Annotated in this window: 16 protein-coding genes; 11 read left to right on the forward strand and 5 right to left on the reverse strand. The window is 64.3% G+C overall.

Features of this window, described 5'->3' with window-relative positions; all coding sequences use genetic code 11:
- Positions 1 to 8 precede the first annotated feature (8 nt).
- Positions 9 to 548 carry an MgtC/SapB family protein gene (locus tag J4G32_RS01270; RefSeq protein ID WP_210483254.1) on the forward strand — a complete coding sequence of 180 codons (540 nt, stop codon included), beginning with the start codon at positions 9 to 11 and terminating at the stop codon, positions 546 to 548.
- Here J4G32_RS01270 and J4G32_RS01275 read toward each other — a convergent pair.
- Positions 495 to 680: a hypothetical protein gene (locus J4G32_RS01275; RefSeq protein ID WP_210483257.1), complete on the reverse strand. Its 186-nt coding sequence runs from the start codon at positions 678 to 680 to the stop codon at positions 495 to 497. The genes J4G32_RS01270 and J4G32_RS01275 overlap by 54 nt on opposite strands.
- A 246-nt stretch (positions 681 to 926) precedes the next feature.
- Here J4G32_RS01275 and parE point away from each other — a divergent pair, with 246 nt between their 5' ends.
- From parE to rpmG, 5 genes are all read left to right on the forward strand, one after another.
- The gene (gene parE, locus J4G32_RS01280) at positions 927 to 2981 is read left to right on the forward strand and encodes a DNA topoisomerase IV subunit B (protein WP_210483265.1); all 2055 of its coding nucleotides are present in this window, start codon (positions 927 to 929) and stop codon (positions 2979 to 2981) included.
- Positions 2982 to 3221: 240 nt separating this feature from the next.
- A complete protein-coding gene (gene rnr / locus J4G32_RS01285) occupies positions 3222 to 5525 on the forward strand; it encodes a ribonuclease R (protein ID WP_210483267.1) in 2304 nt (767 codons plus the stop codon).
- An 11-nt stretch (positions 5526 to 5536) separates the two neighbouring features.
- Positions 5537 to 6007, forward strand: coding sequence for a DUF983 domain-containing protein (locus J4G32_RS01290; RefSeq protein WP_246504720.1), 471 nt, complete (start codon positions 5537 to 5539; stop codon positions 6005 to 6007).
- Positions 5955 to 6713, forward strand: coding sequence for an NUDIX hydrolase (locus J4G32_RS01295; RefSeq protein WP_210483269.1), 759 nt, complete (start codon positions 5955 to 5957; stop codon positions 6711 to 6713). Before J4G32_RS01290 ends, J4G32_RS01295 begins: the two co-directional genes overlap by 53 nt.
- Positions 6714 to 6883: 170 nt before the next feature.
- Positions 6884 to 7051 (forward strand): 50S ribosomal protein L33, encoded by a 168-nt coding sequence (gene rpmG, locus J4G32_RS01300; protein WP_210483271.1) that lies wholly within the window; start codon positions 6884 to 6886, stop codon positions 7049 to 7051.
- 343 nt (positions 7052 to 7394) lie between these two features.
- Here rpmG and J4G32_RS01305 read toward each other — a convergent pair whose 3' ends face one another.
- Positions 7395 to 7778 (reverse strand): response regulator, encoded by a 384-nt coding sequence (locus tag J4G32_RS01305; RefSeq protein ID WP_210483273.1) that lies wholly within the window; start codon positions 7776 to 7778, stop codon positions 7395 to 7397.
- A gap of 127 nt (positions 7779 to 7905) precedes the next feature.
- Between J4G32_RS01305 and J4G32_RS01310 the strand changes: the two genes are divergently transcribed.
- Positions 7906 to 8175 (forward strand): DUF3572 domain-containing protein, encoded by a 270-nt coding sequence (locus J4G32_RS01310; protein WP_210483275.1) that lies wholly within the window; start codon positions 7906 to 7908, stop codon positions 8173 to 8175.
- A gap of 8 nt (positions 8176 to 8183) precedes the next feature.
- The gene (locus tag J4G32_RS01315; RefSeq protein ID WP_210483277.1) at positions 8184 to 9458 is read left to right on the forward strand and encodes a DNA polymerase IV; all 1275 of its coding nucleotides are present in this window, start codon (positions 8184 to 8186) and stop codon (positions 9456 to 9458) included.
- Here the strand turns inward: J4G32_RS01315 and J4G32_RS01320 are convergent.
- Complete coding sequence (locus tag J4G32_RS01320) at positions 9449 to 10282, reverse strand: cell envelope integrity EipB family protein (protein ID WP_210483279.1); 834 nt, start codon at positions 10280 to 10282, stop codon at positions 9449 to 9451. The two genes, J4G32_RS01315 and J4G32_RS01320, sit on opposite strands and share 10 nt — an antisense overlap.
- Before the next feature lie 133 nt (positions 10283 to 10415).
- Here J4G32_RS01320 and J4G32_RS01325 point away from each other — a divergent pair, with 133 nt between their 5' ends.
- From J4G32_RS01325 to J4G32_RS01335, 3 genes are all read left to right on the forward strand, one after another.
- Positions 10416 to 10886 carry a RidA family protein gene (locus tag J4G32_RS01325; RefSeq protein ID WP_210483281.1) on the forward strand — a complete coding sequence of 157 codons (471 nt, stop codon included), beginning with the start codon at positions 10416 to 10418 and terminating at the stop codon, positions 10884 to 10886.
- Positions 10883 to 11635: a glycerophosphodiester phosphodiesterase family protein gene (locus J4G32_RS01330; RefSeq protein WP_210483290.1), complete on the forward strand. Its 753-nt coding sequence runs from the start codon at positions 10883 to 10885 to the stop codon at positions 11633 to 11635. Before J4G32_RS01325 ends, J4G32_RS01330 begins: the two co-directional genes overlap by 4 nt.
- Positions 11636 to 11747: 112 nt before the next feature.
- Positions 11748 to 12926, forward strand: a complete 1179-nt coding sequence (locus J4G32_RS01335) for a GNAT family N-acetyltransferase (RefSeq protein ID WP_210483298.1) — start codon at positions 11748 to 11750, stop codon at positions 12924 to 12926.
- A 12-nt stretch (positions 12927 to 12938) separates the two neighbouring features.
- Here the strand turns inward: J4G32_RS01335 and J4G32_RS01340 are convergent, their stop codons facing one another.
- Positions 12939 to 13187, reverse strand: coding sequence for a hypothetical protein (locus tag J4G32_RS01340; protein ID WP_210483300.1), 249 nt, complete (start codon positions 13185 to 13187; stop codon positions 12939 to 12941).
- Complete coding sequence (gene clpA / locus J4G32_RS01345; protein WP_210483302.1) at positions 13184 to 15640, reverse strand: ATP-dependent Clp protease ATP-binding subunit ClpA; 2457 nt, start codon at positions 15638 to 15640, stop codon at positions 13184 to 13186. The genes J4G32_RS01340 and clpA overlap by 4 nt, the downstream gene beginning before the upstream one ends.
- Positions 15641 to 15667 lie beyond the last annotated feature (27 nt).

Below are 15667 nucleotides of genomic sequence, written 5' to 3' on the forward strand. Positions count from 1 at the left end.
CCAAGCCCATGATAACATGGCCTGATGTGATCACCGACGAGCATCTGGAAATCCTGCTTCGGCTGGGAGCCGCGATGCTCGCCGGGATGACCATCGGTATCAACCGCGATCTCCATGGCAAGCCGATCGGCGTCCGGACTCTGGGGCTGGTATCCCTCAGTTCAGCCATCGTTGTGCTGGCCGGATCATCCTATGGCGACCTGCGTTTCGATCAGGACGCCGTCAGCCGGGTGATCCAGGGGATTTTGACCGGATTGGGTTTTCTCGGCGCTGGCGTCATCTTGCGGGAGGAATCACGGCTGCAGGTTCACGGGCTGACGACGGCCGCCACGGTCATGGCGGCGGCCACCTTCGGGATTACGGCAGCTCTCGGTGCTTGGTTTTTGACCTTCACGGGGACCGTGCTGGGCTTGACCCTGCTCGTCTTCGGCAAGACGCTGGAGCGCGCGATCAGTCACGCACTCAAGCCCCACAAGCCAGATCTTTCCGTTAGGTTAGGCGAGGAGATAGAGCCCCGCGAGGGCAATCGCACCGAGCGCGACCCATAGGATGGACGTCCATCCATATCGTTGCGCCAACGGCGCGAGATCGGGCTCGTCGAACGCGAACGCCTCACCGGCAATGCGCGCCGCGCGATCGAGGTGGATATGGTGAGTGGCAGCCACGGTGCGCGTCGTCACGTCTCGTCTCCGTCAAGCTTGATTCACCTTAGTGCCTCAACGTGAACTACAGCTAAACAGTTCCGCTGTCCCAGCGCTAGCTCCTCTTTTGGAGGGCCCCCTTCAGACAGAGATGGCGTCACGGAGCATAATCTTTTATGGCTCAGGCGCATCCAGCAACCCTTCACGTTTCTGATTTGTTCCCTTATGAGTGGGGGAATGAGCGCACCATCAGCGAAACGTGAATCACGACGGACCAAGGTCCCCATGACCGATAACGACGACCTGTTCGGGGGCGACGGGCCCCTCAAGCGCCCGGTCACCGTTGCCGCCAAGGCTTCCGCTCGCACGGCGCGCGCTCCTGCCCGGGGCCTGCCTGACGAGAGCGGCTACGACGCTTCCGACATCGAGGTCCTGGAGGGTCTGGAGCCGGTGCGTCGCCGCCCTGGCATGTATATCGGCGGGACGGACGAGAAGGCCTATCACCACCTCTTCGCCGAGGTGATCGACAACGCCATGGACGAGGCAGTGGCGGGGCACGCCACCTTCATCGAGGTCGCGGTCGAGGAGGACGGCTACCTGTCGGTAACGGATAACGGCCGCGGCATCCCGGTCGACCCGCATCCCAAGTTTCCCAAGAAATCGGCTCTCGAAGTGATCATGACGACCCTCCATGCGGGGGGCAAGTTCGACTCGAAGGTCTACGAGACCTCGGGCGGCCTCCACGGAGTGGGGGTCTCGGTGGTCAACGCGCTCTCGGAAGTGCTCGAGGTCGAGGTGGCGCGCGGCCAGATGCTCTATCGCCAGGTCTTTTCCCGGGGCGTTCCGCAAACCAAGCTTGAGACGGTCGGCCGGGTGCTGAACCGGCGCGGCACGAAGGTCCGCTTCAAGCCGGACCATCAGATTTTCGGCAAGGATGCCCATTTCCAGCCGCGCCGGCTGTTCCGGATGGCCCGCTCCAAGGCCTATCTGTTCGGCGGCGTCGAGGTGCGCTGGACCTGCGCGCCCTCGCTCCTGCCCGGCACCGACGTGCCGGCCGAGGCGACCTTCCGCTTCCCCAACGGCCTGAAAGATTATCTGGCCCACGACATCGAGGGCAAGGAGTTGGTCTCTGACCAGATCTTCTCGGGCAAGATCACCAAGCCCGGCGGCCACGGCTCGCTCGAATGGGCCGTCGCCTGGATGGTCCATGACGACGGGTTCTCGTCGTCCTATTGCAACACCGTGCCGACGCCGGATGGCGGCACGCATGAAAACGGGCTGCGCATCGCCCTCCTGCGCGGCCTGCGCGACCACGCGGAGCGGGTTGGCCAGCAGAAGCGCATGGCGCCAGCCACCACCGACGACGTGATGGCGACCTGCGCGTCCATGCTGTCGGTCTTTATCCGTGAGCCGGAATTCCAGGGCCAGACGAAGGACAAGCTGGCGACCCTGGAAGCGGGCCGCATCGTGGAGAGCGCGATTCGCGACACCTTCGACCATTGGCTCGCCGCTTCGCCGCTCCAGGCGAACAAGATCCTCGAATGGGTGCTGGACCGGGCCGACGAGCGCCTCCGCCGTCGCCAGGAGAAGGAGGTCGCGCGCAAGACCGCGACCCGTAAGCTGCGCCTGCCCGGCAAGCTGGCTGATTGCTCCAATGCGGGTGCGGCTGGCTCCGAACTCTTCATTGTCGAGGGCGACTCGGCGGGTGGCTCGGCCAAGCAGGCGAGAGACCGCAAGAGCCAGGCGATCCTGCCGTTACGCGGCAAGATCCTCAACGTGGCCTCAGCCGGCCGCGATAAGCTCATGGCAAACCAGCAGCTTTCCGATCTCATCCAGGCGTTGGGCTGCGGCATGGGGTCGGCCTATCGCGACGGCGACCTGCGCTACGAGAAGGTCATCATCATGACCGACGCCGACGTCGACGGCGCCCATATCGCTTCGCTTCTGATCACGTTCTTCTACCGTCAGACACCGCGTCTCATCGATGCCGGACACCTGTACCTCGCGGTGCCGCCCCTCTATCGGCTGACCCAAGGGACGAAATCCGCCTATGCCCGGGACGAGGCCGACAAGGACAAGCTTTTGAAGACGATGTTCAAGGGCAGCGGCAAGGTCGAGATCGGCCGGTTCAAGGGCCTGGGCGAAATGCTGCCGGCGCAGCTCAAGGAAACCACCATGGATCCGAAGAAGCGCCTGCTTCTCAAAGTGGTCATCGACGCCGACGAGCGGCCCGAGACCGGCGACGCCGTGGAGCGCCTGATGGGCAACAAGCCGGAGGCGCGGTTCACGTTTATCCAGGAACGGGCGGCCTTCGCCAACGAGGAAGAGCTCGATATTTGAGGCGGAATCGCATCGCCGAAAAAAGATTCGTTAATTTTCCGTTTCCACGGAACCAACGATCGGATCAGCCGTTGATCAGGCATCACCGGCTCATTCTGCCCCCACGAGCCGGTCCCTCCAGGCCCCTGACAAGGGGCCTTTTTTTGATTCCGCCTCGGGGGTCAGGCTCTCTTCGGCGCCAGGGTAGCCGCGTGCCACGCGCCATGCGACAAGACGTGATGCACCCCATGAGTCTGTCCCTTGGCTAAGCGCCCCCCTCCCTCAGCAACCGGTCTGCCGTCCCGTGAGCAGATTCTGACGTTCATCGCCGAGACTCCGGGACCGGTCGGCAAGCGCGAAATCGCCCAGGCCTTCAAGGTCAAGGGCAGCGACCGCATCCGTCTGAAGCAGATCCTCAAGGATCTCGACATCGAGGGAGCGGTGGAACGGCGCGGCAAGCATATGCACCGCCCCGGCCAGCTGCCGCCGGTCGTCCTTGCCGACATCAAGCGGCGGGACCGGGACGGCGAATTGATTGCCGAACCGACCGAATGGGACGCCGACGAGCACGGACCGATCCCGACCATCATCATCAGCGTGCCCCACAAGCCTCGGCCGGGATCACCGGTCCCCGGCGTGGGGGACCGCGCGCTGATCCGCGTCAATCCGCTGAAAGCGGGCGATCTCCACCGTTATGCCGGCCGCGTCACCAAGATTTTGGAGAAGCACCGGGCCCAGGTGCTCGGCATCTTCCGGTCTCTGCCGGAAGGCGGCGGACGGCTGATCCCCGTCGAGAAGAAGTCTCGCGAGCGCGAAATCCAGATCCAGCCGGGCGACGAAGGTGGCGCGCAGGACGGCGATCTCGTGGCGACCTCGGTCGTTCGGCATCCCCGCGTCGGCCTTCCCCACGCCAAGGTGCATGAGCGACTGGGTTCGGTGAAGTCCGAGAAGGCCGTCAGCCTCATCGCCATCCATACCCATAACATTCCCAACGCCTTCCCGGCCGATGTGCAGGCCGAGGCCGAACGCGCGGAGCCGGCCACCCTTGCGGGCCGCGAGGACTGGCGCGACCTCCCGCTCGTCACCATCGACCCGCCTGACGCCAAGGACCACGACGACGCGGTTCATGCGGTGCGCGACGAGGACGAGGGCAATCCGGACGGCTTCATCGTGACGGTCGCCATCGCCGATGTGGCGGCCTATATCCGGCCCGCTACCGCCCTCGACCGCGAGGCCCAGGAGCGCGGCAACTCGGTCTATTTCCCGGACCGGGTCGTGCCGATGCTGCCCGAACGGATTTCCAACGACCTGTGCTCGCTGCGGCCGCATCAGCCGAGGCCGGCGCTCGCGGTGCGGATGGTGATCGAGGCCGACGGACGCAAACGCCGCCACACCTTCCACCGCATCATGATGCGGTCTGCCGCCAAGCTCTCCTACCAGCAGGCGCAGGCCGCCATCGACGGAAGGCCGGACGAGACGACGGGGCCGATCCTCGACAGCATTCTGAGGCCCCTCTGGGCTGCTTTCGATGCGGTGAGAAAGGCGCGGGACCAGCGCGAGCCGCTTTTTCTCGACCTGCCCGAGCGCAAGATCATCCTCAAGCCCGACGGCACCGTCGACCGGGTGCATGTGCCGGAGCGGCTGGAAGCCCACAAACTGATCGAGGAATTCATGATCCTCGCCAACGTCTCGGCGGCCGAGACGCTTGAGCAGGCGAAATCCGACCTGATCTACCGCGTCCACGACGAGCCCTCACTCGAGAAGATGCGCTCGCTGAGCGAGGTTCTTGCCTCCATCGCCCTCAAGATGCCGACGCAAGGCCCCGTGCGGCCCGAACTCTTCAACCGCATCCTGCGCAGCGTCGAGGGGTCCGAGCACCAGCTCTTCATCAACGAGGTGGTGCTGCGCTCCCAGTCGCAAGCCGAATATTCGGCGGACAATTACGGGCATTTCGGCCTCAACCTGAAGCGCTACGCGCACTTCACCTCCCCCATCCGCCGCTATGCGGATCTCGTGGTGCATCGCGCGCTTATCCGCGCCCTGAAACTCGGCAAGGACGGCCTGCCACCGGATACGACGCGGGCGGAACTGATCGAGATCAGCGCCCGGATCTCGGCGGCAGAGCGCCGCGCCATGGCGGCGGAGCGGGAAACCAACGACAGGCTGATCGCGCATTTCCTCTCCGACCGCATCGGCGCCACATTCGAGGGCCAGATCTCGGGGGTGACCAAATCCGGGCTGTTCATCAAGCTCGACGAGACCGGCGCCGACGGTTTCGTGCCGGCCTCCACCATCGGGGCCGATTACTACCGCTACGACGACAAGACGCATTCCATGCGCGGCGAACGTACGGGAGAAACCTACCGGCTCGGCGACCGGGTGCAGGTGAAGCTCGTGGAAGCAGCACCCGTTGCTGGCGCCCTGCGGTTCGAGTTGCTGTCCGAAGGGCAATTCAGCCGCAAGACACCCTCGGGCAAGGGCGCCCGGGGCCCGAAGACCGTCTCGCCGGACCGACGCATCACGCCTCGCGTCAAGAACAAGGGCACGCGCAAGCGCAGCGCCTGAGGATGACGACCATGCCAGATCTTGCCATGCCGCTGCCGCCGATGGTGAGCCGCGTCACCGCCATGAAGCGCGGAATGCTCGGCCGCTGCCCCGCCTGCGGCCAGGGGCGGCTGTTCGGCAAGTTCCTCAAGGTCAACGAGTCCTGCTCCCATTGCGGGACGGAGTTTCATCATCATCGGGCGGACGACATGCCGCCCTATATCGTCATGTTCATCGTCGGCCATGTGATCGGCTATTGCGTTCTGATGTCGGAAACGCGATTCGACATTCCGCTCGCCGTCCAGATCGCCGTGTGGCCTGCGGCGACGCTGGCCCTGTGCCTCGGGCTTCTCCAGCCGGTGAAAGGCGCTGTCGTCGGGCTGCAATACGCCCTCGGCATGCATGGTTTCGGAAGCGCCGCGGCGCTCGCACACAAAAGCAGGGCCGAAAATGGATACGCGTCTGGCGCCAACGACCTCCCCCGCGACAACGGCCCGGCCTGAGGCAGAGGACACCGTCAGGAAGCCGCGCCTGCGGCCTGCCGATGCGGCGACGCTGATCGTCATCGATCGGAAGGGGCGTTCTCCCAAGCTCCTGATGGGCAAGCGCCATGCGGGCCTGAAGTTCATGCCCGGCAAGTTCGTCTTTCCGGGAGGGCGCATCGAGCCCGGCGACGCCAGGATGTCCGTGGTGGGAGCGCTGCATGCGCGCGCCGAGCAGGCGCTTCTCGCCCATGTGCCGCGCCCGTCCCCGCAGCGGGGCCGCGCGTTGGCGCTGGCGGCGATCCGCGAGACCTTCGAGGAAACCGGCATCCTGTTCGGCAGCCGCGCCTACGGCCGGCCTGAGCGGGTTCCGCCAGGTTCCTGGGCGGCTTTTGCCGAACATGAGGTCACGCCGGATCTCGAAGACCTGCAGGTGATCGCGCGGGCCATCACCCCGTCCAAGCGGACCAAGCGCTTCGACACCCGGTTCTTCGCCATCGACCGGCGGGCCATCGGGCATGTGACCGAGGGCGTGATCGGACCCGACTCGGAACTGGTGGAACTGGCCTGGGTCACCCTCAGGCAAGCGCGGGCGCTGGACCTGCCGCACATCACCCGGGTCATCCTCACCGATCTGGAGGAAAGGCTCGCCAATGGCTTCGGCCCGCACCTGCCGGTGCCGTTCTATCATCACCGCAGCGGCCGCTCGGTCTGCGAAATGCTGTGACGCGCGCTCTTCCCTACCGGAAGCACGAAGCGTCGTCGCCGATGCCCAAAACCCTTGACGAAACCGACGCTATCGGGCATGGGAACGCAATGATTTTCGGCCGGGTTCGCCCGGCCTTTGCGTTTCGGCGCTTTGGGCGCACCGAGACACCGCACTGAGAGGTCCCGACCATGGCCAAGGCCGCCACCATCAAGATCAAGCTCGTCTCGACCGCCGACACGGGTTATTTCTACGTCACCAAGAAGAACTCGCGCACCATGACCGACAAGCTCGCGATGAAGAAGTACGACCCCGTCGCGCGCAAGCATGTCGAGTTCAAGGAATACAAGATCAAGTAAGCCTTTTGGTCTCGCGACCAGCAAAAAGGCGCCTCAGGGCGCCTTTTTTATTGCGGGCAGATCGTGATTCTCGGGAGACGGTCAGGGCACACACCTCGGGGGCGGCCATCCGCACCCGGCGGATCAAAGAGGTGGCCGGCTGGAGTCGGCGTTGAGGAGGCAACATCCGTCCCCAGCCAGGCCTAGCCTACGAATTCCCAGGAGATGCGGCGGACCTGAGCATCCGTGAGGCATAACGGCCCCGGCAAGCGGGGCATGTGTGTGCGAACATAAAGAAAACATTGGACATTGCAAGGGGCCGTACGGTCAAGCTTGGCCGGCGCCGTTCAGCCGTAACGGCGCGCTAGACAGGCGGCGCATCCGCCTCGAGATAGGTCTTCACCGTGGCGATGAACTTGGCCACCGAAATAGGCTTCGACAGATAGGCCTCGCAGCCGCCCTCGCGAATCCGCTCCTCGTCGCCCTTCATGGCGAAGGCCGTGATGGCGATGACCGGGATCGATTTCAGATCGTCGTCGGCCTTCAGCCAGCGCGTGACCTCGAGACCGGAGACCTCAGGCAGCTGGATATCCATCAGAATCAGATCGGGCTTGTGGGCCCGTGCGAGTTCCATCGCCTCGATTCCGTGCCCCGTCTTGAGGGTGGCATAGCCATGTGCCTCGAGGAGGTCGTTAAAGAGCTTCATGTTGAGCTCATTATCCTCAACGATGAGCACGGTCTTCTTCATTGCCGCGATCCCAGGGGCCAAAAACGGACTTCACCGGCCCACATATTCATCCGATGATGACCGTAGTTTCGAACTTATTGACGAAATGAGAATCCTCCCCGTGAAAACGTATGCATTGCCTCAAAAAATGTCCGCCGACGAAGCGGAGACCGTTGCGGTGGCGGTCTTCTCGGCGATTACGGGAGATGGCGAGCGCATGAGCCGCTTCATGGCGATCTCCGGCCTCGAGCCCCACAGCATCAGGGCGGCGGCCGAGTCGCCCCGATTCTTCGCCGCCATTCTCGATTACGTGGCCTCGGACGAGCCCCTGCTGATCGCGCTGGCGAGCGAAATGAACATCAGGCCTGAACGCCTGATGGGCGCGCATCTTGCGCTCTCGCCTTCCGAGTTCGAATAGACGCCGCCGTGAACGCCGCCCCCTTCTGCCGGGATTGCCTGACCTTCGCGGCAAGCGCGCAGGCGGTGCGCTGCAGCGTCTGCGGGTCCCCTCGCCTGCTCCGGCACAAGGAGCGGGACAGCCTGACCATCGCCCATGTGGATTGCGACGCCTTCTTCGCGGCGGTCGAGAAGCGCGACGATCCCAGTCTCGCCGACAAACCGGTCATCATCGGCGGCGGCAAGCGTGGCGTCGTGTCGACGGCCTGCTATGTGGCCCGCACCTATGGGGTGCGCTCGGCCATGCCGATGTTCAAGGCGCTGGAGGCGTGTCCCCACGCCGTCGTGGTCAAGCCGGATCTGGAGAAGTATCGCGTCGCCGGCCGCGAGGTACGCGATCTCATGCTCGAACTGACGCCCCTGGTGGAGCCGGTCTCCATCGACGAGGCGTTTCTCGATCTGTCCGGGACCGAGCGCCTCCACCACGGGAGCGCGGCCGTCACGCTGGCGCGCTTTGCCCGGCGGGTCGAGGACAAGGTCGGCATCACGATCTCGGTCGGCCTGTCCTACAACAAGTTTCTGGCCAAGATCGCGTCGGACTTCGAGAAGCCACGGGGCTTTTCGATCATCGGGCGCGAGGAGGCGGTGGAATTCCTCGGCGACAAGCCGGTGTCGATGATCCCGGGCATCGGGGCTGCCGCTCAGGCCCGCCTTGCCAAGGCCGGCATCACCCGCATCGGCCATCTGCGCGAGGGGTCCCTGCGGGCGCTCTACGAGGCACTGGGGCGCGATTCGCAGCGTCTGGCGCGGCTGGCTGTCGGGCAGGACGATCGCCCGGTGCGGCCTGAGCGCGAGACGAAAAGCGTCTCGGCCGAGACCACTTTCGACACCGACCTGTCTCGCTTTGACGACCTCGAACCGATTCTCTGGCGGCTGTGCGAAAAGGTCTCCCGCCGGCTCAAGGCCGCCCATCTCGCCGGGCAGAGCATCACGCTGAAACTGAAGGATTCGGAGTTCCGCATCCTCACCCGGACGCGATCAGGCCTGCCGCCGACGCAGCTCGCCGTGCGCCTGTTCGGCCCGGCCCGCCAGCTTCTCAAGGCCGCCTGCGACGGCACGCCGTTCCGGCTCGTTGGCGTTGGCGCCGCCGACCTGTGCGACGGAGAAGAGGCGGACCACGGCGATCTCGCGGATCAGAGCGTCCTCAAGGACGCCCACATGGAATCGGCGATCGACCGGATCCGGGCGAAATTCGGAAACGACGCCCTGCAAAAGGGCCTTGCGCTCCGCAAACCTCAGCGCTGACAGGCGCTCGCGGGCTGGACCTGCAAGGATTGCAAGTCGCCCTTCAGGACGAAATCACCGTAATCCAGCCGCAGCGCCCGGCTGATGCCATTCTCGTAAAGCTCGAACGACACCGTGTAGGCCGGGGTGCGGTCAGCCGAACCATCGGCGAAATAGCTGATCGTCACAGGCCAGCGGGCGATGTTCTGGAGATCGGCCTGCCGGCTCGCTTCGTCGAGATTCGCACCCGCGCCCGGCTCGATCTTGCGGCCGATCAGCCCAAGCGTGTCATAGACCTTCTTGCCGTCGTCCGATCCGTCATACACCTTCACCGCAAAGGTGGACTGGCCCTGCCGCGCCGCCTCGATGATGCGCTTGAGGTGATCGGTGGGAAAAATCGGCTGGCCCGCCGCCGAGAACCCGGCGCTGCGCGGCTGCTTGAAACGCACATCGAGCGATCCGTCGGGCTTCAGCTGCGCGTCCCCATCGACCCCGCTGCTGGCTGTCGACCCGGAGGTCGACTTCGACTTGAACCGCATGGAGAGGCCGTCGCCGGCCTCGAACGTCGCCGTCTGCGTGTCGACGGTGCGCGCCCCGGTCTCGTTGCTGTTCAGCACCGTGACCTGCCGGTAGTTGAGCGTATAGCCGTCACAGGCATCGCCGCCGAAATCCATGGCAATGCGTCCGCGTGCGCTATCGAGGCCGCGCGATCCTTGCGAGCGCAGGAGCGACAGGTCGTAGACCGCCCGGTGCGGCACCAGATGGACGACCGACTTGGCCGGCTGGGCGGTGGCGGGCACGAGGAAAGCGAGCGTGAGTCCGGTGGCGATGACAAGGGAGCGCATGGATTCTCCGTTCTTTGAAATCCAGAATAGAAGCGTCCGGCCGACATCGCAATGTTGCAGCTTGCCGCCCTCTTGCGTCGCATCACCTCATCCGCCACAAGGTTGCCAGATCAATGACAGGCCGAGGCTTCACATGAGCGTTGTCGACAAGAAACTCCAGGATCTGGGGATCGTCCTCCCCACCCCCGCGGCACCGGTTGCCAACTACGTTCCGTTCGTCCGGACCGGCAATCTCGTGATCATTTCCGGTCAGCTCTGTCTCGGCGCCGACGGCAAGATCGCGGATGCCCACAAGGGCAAGCTCGGTGCGGAGGTTTCGCCCGAGAACGGCCAGGCGGCGGCCCGCCTGTGCGCGATCAACCTGCTGGCGCAGCTGCAGGCGGCCATCGGCGATCTCGACAAGGTCGTGCGCTGCGTGCGCCTCGGCGGTTTCATCAATGCAACCCCGACTTTTGCGGCCCTCGCCCCGGTCATGAACGGCGCGTCCGATCTCATGGTCGAGGTGCTGGGCGACAAGGGCCGGCATGCCCGCTCCACCGTCGGCGTCGCCGAACTGCCCCTCGACGTGTGCGTCGAGGTCGAAGCGATGTTCGAAGTCCAATGAGCACACCGGCCTGGCTTGTCGCAAAGCCGATTGCCCATCGGGGCCTTCATAACAAGGCGCAGGGCATCATCGAAAACACCCTGGGGGCGGCCGAGGCCGCCATTGCCCACGGCTTTCCCATCGAATGCGATGTGCAACTCACCGGGGACGGCGAAGTCGTAGTGTTCCATGACTTCGCGCTGGAGCGCCTGACGGCCGAGAGCGGGCTGGTGGCCGATCGCTCGCTTGCGGAACTGTCCCGCATGGCCATCACCGGATCGACGAAGGGCGACAGAATTCCGTCTCTCCCGAGCTTTCTCAGCCAGATCGCCAAGCGGGTCCCGCTGGTGATCGAGATCAAGAGCAAGTTCGACAAGGATCTGCGCCTGACCACACGCGTGTGCGAAATCATGCGCGATTATCACGGCCCCTTCGTGCTGAAATCCTTCGATCCGGATATCGTCGAGGCGCTGCGGACGCTCGCGCCCAACATCTCCCGCGGCATCATCGCGGAGCTGAGCTACGCGTCGAAAACCGACAGCCTGCTCGCTGCGGCACTGAAGCACCGGCTGGCCAACCTGCTGCATTTCAACGAGTCGAAGCCGCAATTCATCTCGTGGAAGGTGCAGGACCTGCCATGTGCGCCGCCGTTCCTGTGCGGGCTCCTCGGCAATCTGCCGGTGATGACGTGGACGGTGCGCAATCCGGAGGATCGCGCCCGTGCCGAGAAGCACGCGGACCAGATGGTGTTCGAAGGCTTCATGCCATAGGCGAGCATCCCGGCGCTTTCCCAAAACCTGCGCCGTTGCCAGGATCCCGCCGTCGCCCTACCTATAGGGAGCAACGGCGAGATCCCGCGTCCCAGTGACACTTCAGGTAAAAATGACCCAGGGTCTCGGACCGGTTTCGGCCGGTTCGTGGGATTCCTGTGCGCGCGGCCAGATTGGGGCTGAGACCGACGAGGATACGCAAAACCCCTTCGTGTCCTATGCCTTCCTGTCGGCTCTGGAAGATTCCGGCTGCGTTTCGGCCAAGACCGGCTGGGCGCCGCGGCACGTGCTCGTGGAGGACGCCGCCGGGACCTTGTTGGGGGCGGCGCCCTGCTACCTCAAATCCCATTCCATGGGCGAATACGTGTTCGACCACTCATGGGCCGACGCCTACCAGCGCGCGGGTGGGCGCTACTATCCCAAACTTCAGGTCACCGTTCCATTCACGCCGGCAACCGGCCCCAGGCTGCTGGTCCAGGAAGGCCCACGCGCCGAGGAGATCAGACGCCAACTCATTGCGGGCTTGCGGGCCGTCCGGGAGAAAACCGGGGCGTCATCGATCCACGCCACATTCCTGCAGCCGTCCGACCTCGCCCTTTTGACCGCCAACGGCTTCCTGCGCCGGGACGATCAGCAATTCCACTGGTTCAACGAAGGCTACGAGACATTCGAGGGGTTTCTCGCAGCCCTCTCCTCTCGCAAACGCAAAGCGATCCGCCGGGAGCGCCGGGACGCCCTGGCGAACGGGATCACGGTGGAGTGGCTGACGGGCTCTGCCATCACCGAAAGCCATTGGGATGCCTTCTACGCGTTCTACCTGGATACCGGGTCGCGCAAATGGGGGCGGCCCTATCTCAACCGCCAGTTCTTCTCGCTCATCGGCGAGCGCATGAGCGACCGCATCCTTCTGGTGATGGCCAAACGCGAAGGCCGCTACATCGCAGGCGCCATCAATTTCATCGGGCAGTCGCGGCTCTTCGGACGAAACTGGGGCTGCATCGAGGATCACCCGTTCCTGCATTTCGAGGTCTGCTATTATCAGGCGATGGATTTTGCCATTGCGCGCGGCCTGCAGCGCGTCGAGGCAGGCGCCCAAGGGGAACATAAGCTGGCGCGGGGATACCGACCGGTGATCACCTCGTCGGCGCACGACCTGCCCGATCCGGCCTTGCGGCGAGCAGTGGCGGATTATCTCGAGGACGAGCGACGCTACGTGTCGGAGGCCGTCGAGGAATTGTCGAACGCAACCCCCTTCCGGCGCCCGCACGACCCGCGCACGGACGAGGAATAGGGGCCAAATCCCTCAGAAGTTCGAGGTGATCGTGGTCAGGCCGCTGAAGATCGCGGAGAACGACGTGCCGACCGCGCCGAGCACCCCTTCGACGACCCAGTAGCTCCCGATCAGGATGGCAGGAACGAGGATCCACCCCAGAATTTCCTCGAACCACACGCGCCGGCGACGGCGGTTCCGGCGTTGTTCGCGCCAGGACGCCTTCGCCGGCGCGATGGTCGGGGAAGCCTCGAGAGGGCCTTCATGCAGTTCAGTCGTCATGCCTTAACCAGCGGAACCTTCGGGACGGTGCGGATGCCTCCGCCGCTCGTACCACCCGAGCTCTTCGGTTTCACTGCTTTTTTTGCCTTGCTGGCAGTCGCGGACCGCGCGCGCGGCTTGCGCTTGGCCACCACCTTTTCGGGCTTTGGCTTCGCGGGCCCCTCCGGATACTCGAAATCGAGCGTTTTCAGCCCGATATCGTCGGTCTTGACGATCACGCGAACCGCGCCGCCATCCTTGAGGCGACCAAAGAGCACGTCGTCTGCCAGCTGAGTCTTGATGCTCATCTGGATCAGGCGCGCCATGGGCCTCGCGCCCATCGCCTCGTCGTACCCGTGCTCGACCAACCAGTCGCGCGCCTCTTCCGTCAGTTCGATCGTCACATGACGGTCGGCAAGCTGCAGCTCGAGCTGCATGACGAACTTGTCGACCACCTTCTGGACGACTTCCTTCGGCAGATGGCCGAAGGAGATGATGGAGTCGAGGCGGTTGCGGAATTCCGGCGCGAACAGCTTGTTGACCGCATCCGTATCGTCGCCCTCCCGCTTGGAGCGGGTGAAGCCGTAGGCCGGCCGGGCCATGTCGGCCGCGCCCGCATTCGTGGTCATGATGATGATCACGTTGCGGAAATCGACCTGCTTGCCGTTGTGATCGGTCAATTTGCCGTGGTCCATGACCTGCAGCAGAATGTTGAACAGGTCCGGGTGGGCCTTCTCAATCTCATCGAGCAGCAGCACGCAATGCGGATGCTGGTCGATGCCGTCGGTCAACAGCCCGCCCTGATCGAAGCCCACATAACCGGGAGGCGCGCCGATCAGTCGGCTGACGGTGTGCCGTTCCATGTATTCCGACATGTCGAAGCGCAGCAATTCGACCCCGAGCGACACGGCCAGTTGCTTGGCGACCTCGGTCTTGCCGACGCCCGTGGGGCCGGCAAAAAGGTAGGAGCCGATCGGCTTGTCCGAATCGCGCAGGCCTGCGCGAGCAAGCTTGATCGCCGACGTCAGGGCGTCGATGGCCTTGTCCTGCCCGTAGACGACCCGCTTCAGGGTCTCCTTCAGGTGGGCGAGCACCTCGGCATCGTCCTTCGACACCGTCTTGGGCGGGATCCGCGCCATGGTGGCAATGGTGGCCTCGATCTCCTTGACGCCGATGGTCTTCTTGCGGCGGTTCTCCGGCAGCAGCATCTGCGACGCACCGGTCTCGTCAATGACGTCGATCGCCTTGTCGGGGAGCTTGCGGTCGTTGATGTAGCGCGCCGACAACTCGACTGCGGCCCTGACAGCCTCGTTCGTGTAGCGGAGCTTGTGGAACTCCTCGAAATAGGGCTTCAGGCCCTTCACGATCTCAATGGTGTCCGGCACCGACGGCTCGTTGACGTCGATCTTCTGGAAGCGCCGCACCAGCGCCCGATCCTTCTCGAAATACTGGCGGTATTCCTTGTAGGTGGTCGAGCCGATGCAACGCAGGGTGCCCTGTGCCAAAGCGGGCTTGAGCAGGTTGGATGCATCCATCGCGCCGCCTGACGTGGCGCCCGCGCCGATCACCGTGTGGATTTCGTCGATGAACATGATGGCGTTGGGATGCGCCTCGATTTCCTTCATCACCTGCTTCAGGCGCTCTTCGAAATCGCCGCGATAGCGGGTCCCGGCCAGGAGCGTCCCCATGTCGAGGGCGAAGACGGTAGCGTCTCGCAGAACCTCGGGCACTTCGCCCTTGATGATCTTGCGCGCAAGCCCTTCCGCGATGGCGGTCTTGCCGACGCCCGGATCGCCGACGAGCAGCGGATTATTCTTCTGGCGGCGGCAGAGAACCTGGATGGTGCGCTGCACCTCCGTCTCGCGGCCAATCAGCGGATCGATCTTGCCGTCCTTCGCCTTCTTGTTGAGGTTGACGCAGTAACTGTCGAGAGCGTCACCCTTTTTCTTCGGACGCGCTTCGGTTTCGTCGGACGCCGGGCGTTCGTTGCTCTCCTCCTCGGTGCCGCGCGGCGCACGGCCTTCGGTCAGGCCGGGACGCTTGGCGATGCCGTGGCTGATATAGTTGACCGCGTCATAGCGGGTCATGTCCTGCTCCTGCAGGAAATAGGCCGCATGACTCTCGCGCTCGGCAAAGATCGCCACGAGCACATTGGCCCCGGTCACTTCATCGCGACCGGACGACTGGACGTGAATGACGGCCCGTTGAATAACCCGCTGGAAGCCTGCGGTCGGCTTGGAATCCTGCCTTCCGTCCGACACGAGATTGGCCAACTCGCCATCGACATATTCGACCAGATTCCGGCGCAGCAGGTCCACATCGACGTTGCAGGCGCGCATGACGGCTGCCGCATCCTGATCGTCGACCAGCGACAGCAAGAGATGCTCGAGGGTCGCGTATTCGTGACGGCGCTCCCCTGCGATGGCAAGGGCGCGGTGTAAGGCTTGTTCCAGACTGCGAGAAAAGCTCGGCAACGGCTTGTCCTTAATGAGACGGCGTCT

The sequence above is a fragment of the Microvirga antarctica genome, from assembly GCF_017921815.1.
Taxonomy (GTDB): domain Bacteria; phylum Pseudomonadota; class Alphaproteobacteria; order Rhizobiales; family Beijerinckiaceae; genus Microvirga; species Microvirga antarctica.

Excerpts from the sequence above, each read along its gene's own strand:
- J4G32_RS01305 (WP_210483273.1), bottom strand. The coding sequence starts at position 7,778 with ATGAAGAAGACCGTGCTCATCGTTGAGGATAATGAGCTCAACATGAAG.
- J4G32_RS01330 (WP_210483290.1), top strand. The coding sequence starts at position 10,883 with ATGAGCACACCGGCCTGGCTTGTCGCAAAGCCGATTGCCCATCGGGGC.
- J4G32_RS01270 (WP_210483254.1), top strand. The coding sequence starts at position 9 with ATGATAACATGGCCTGATGTGATCACCGACGAGCATCTGGAAATCCTG.
- J4G32_RS01325 (WP_210483281.1), top strand. The coding sequence starts at position 10,416 with ATGAGCGTTGTCGACAAGAAACTCCAGGATCTGGGGATCGTCCTCCCC.
- rpmG (WP_210483271.1), top strand. The coding sequence starts at position 6,884 with ATGGCCAAGGCCGCCACCATCAAGATCAAGCTCGTCTCGACCGCCGAC.
- J4G32_RS01335 (WP_210483298.1), top strand. The coding sequence starts at position 11,748 with ATGACCCAGGGTCTCGGACCGGTTTCGGCCGGTTCGTGGGATTCCTGT.
- J4G32_RS01340 (WP_210483300.1), bottom strand. The coding sequence starts at position 13,187 with ATGACGACTGAACTGCATGAAGGCCCTCTCGAGGCTTCCCCGACCATC.
- J4G32_RS01320 (WP_210483279.1), bottom strand. The coding sequence starts at position 10,282 with ATGCGCTCCCTTGTCATCGCCACCGGACTCACGCTCGCTTTCCTCGTG.
- J4G32_RS01310 (WP_210483275.1), top strand. The coding sequence starts at position 7,906 with ATGTCCGCCGACGAAGCGGAGACCGTTGCGGTGGCGGTCTTCTCGGCG.
- J4G32_RS01290 (WP_246504720.1), top strand. The coding sequence starts at position 5,537 with ATGCCAGATCTTGCCATGCCGCTGCCGCCGATGGTGAGCCGCGTCACC.
- J4G32_RS01295 (WP_210483269.1), top strand. The coding sequence starts at position 5,955 with ATGGATACGCGTCTGGCGCCAACGACCTCCCCCGCGACAACGGCCCGG.
- parE (WP_210483265.1), top strand. The coding sequence starts at position 927 with ATGACCGATAACGACGACCTGTTCGGGGGCGACGGGCCCCTCAAGCGC.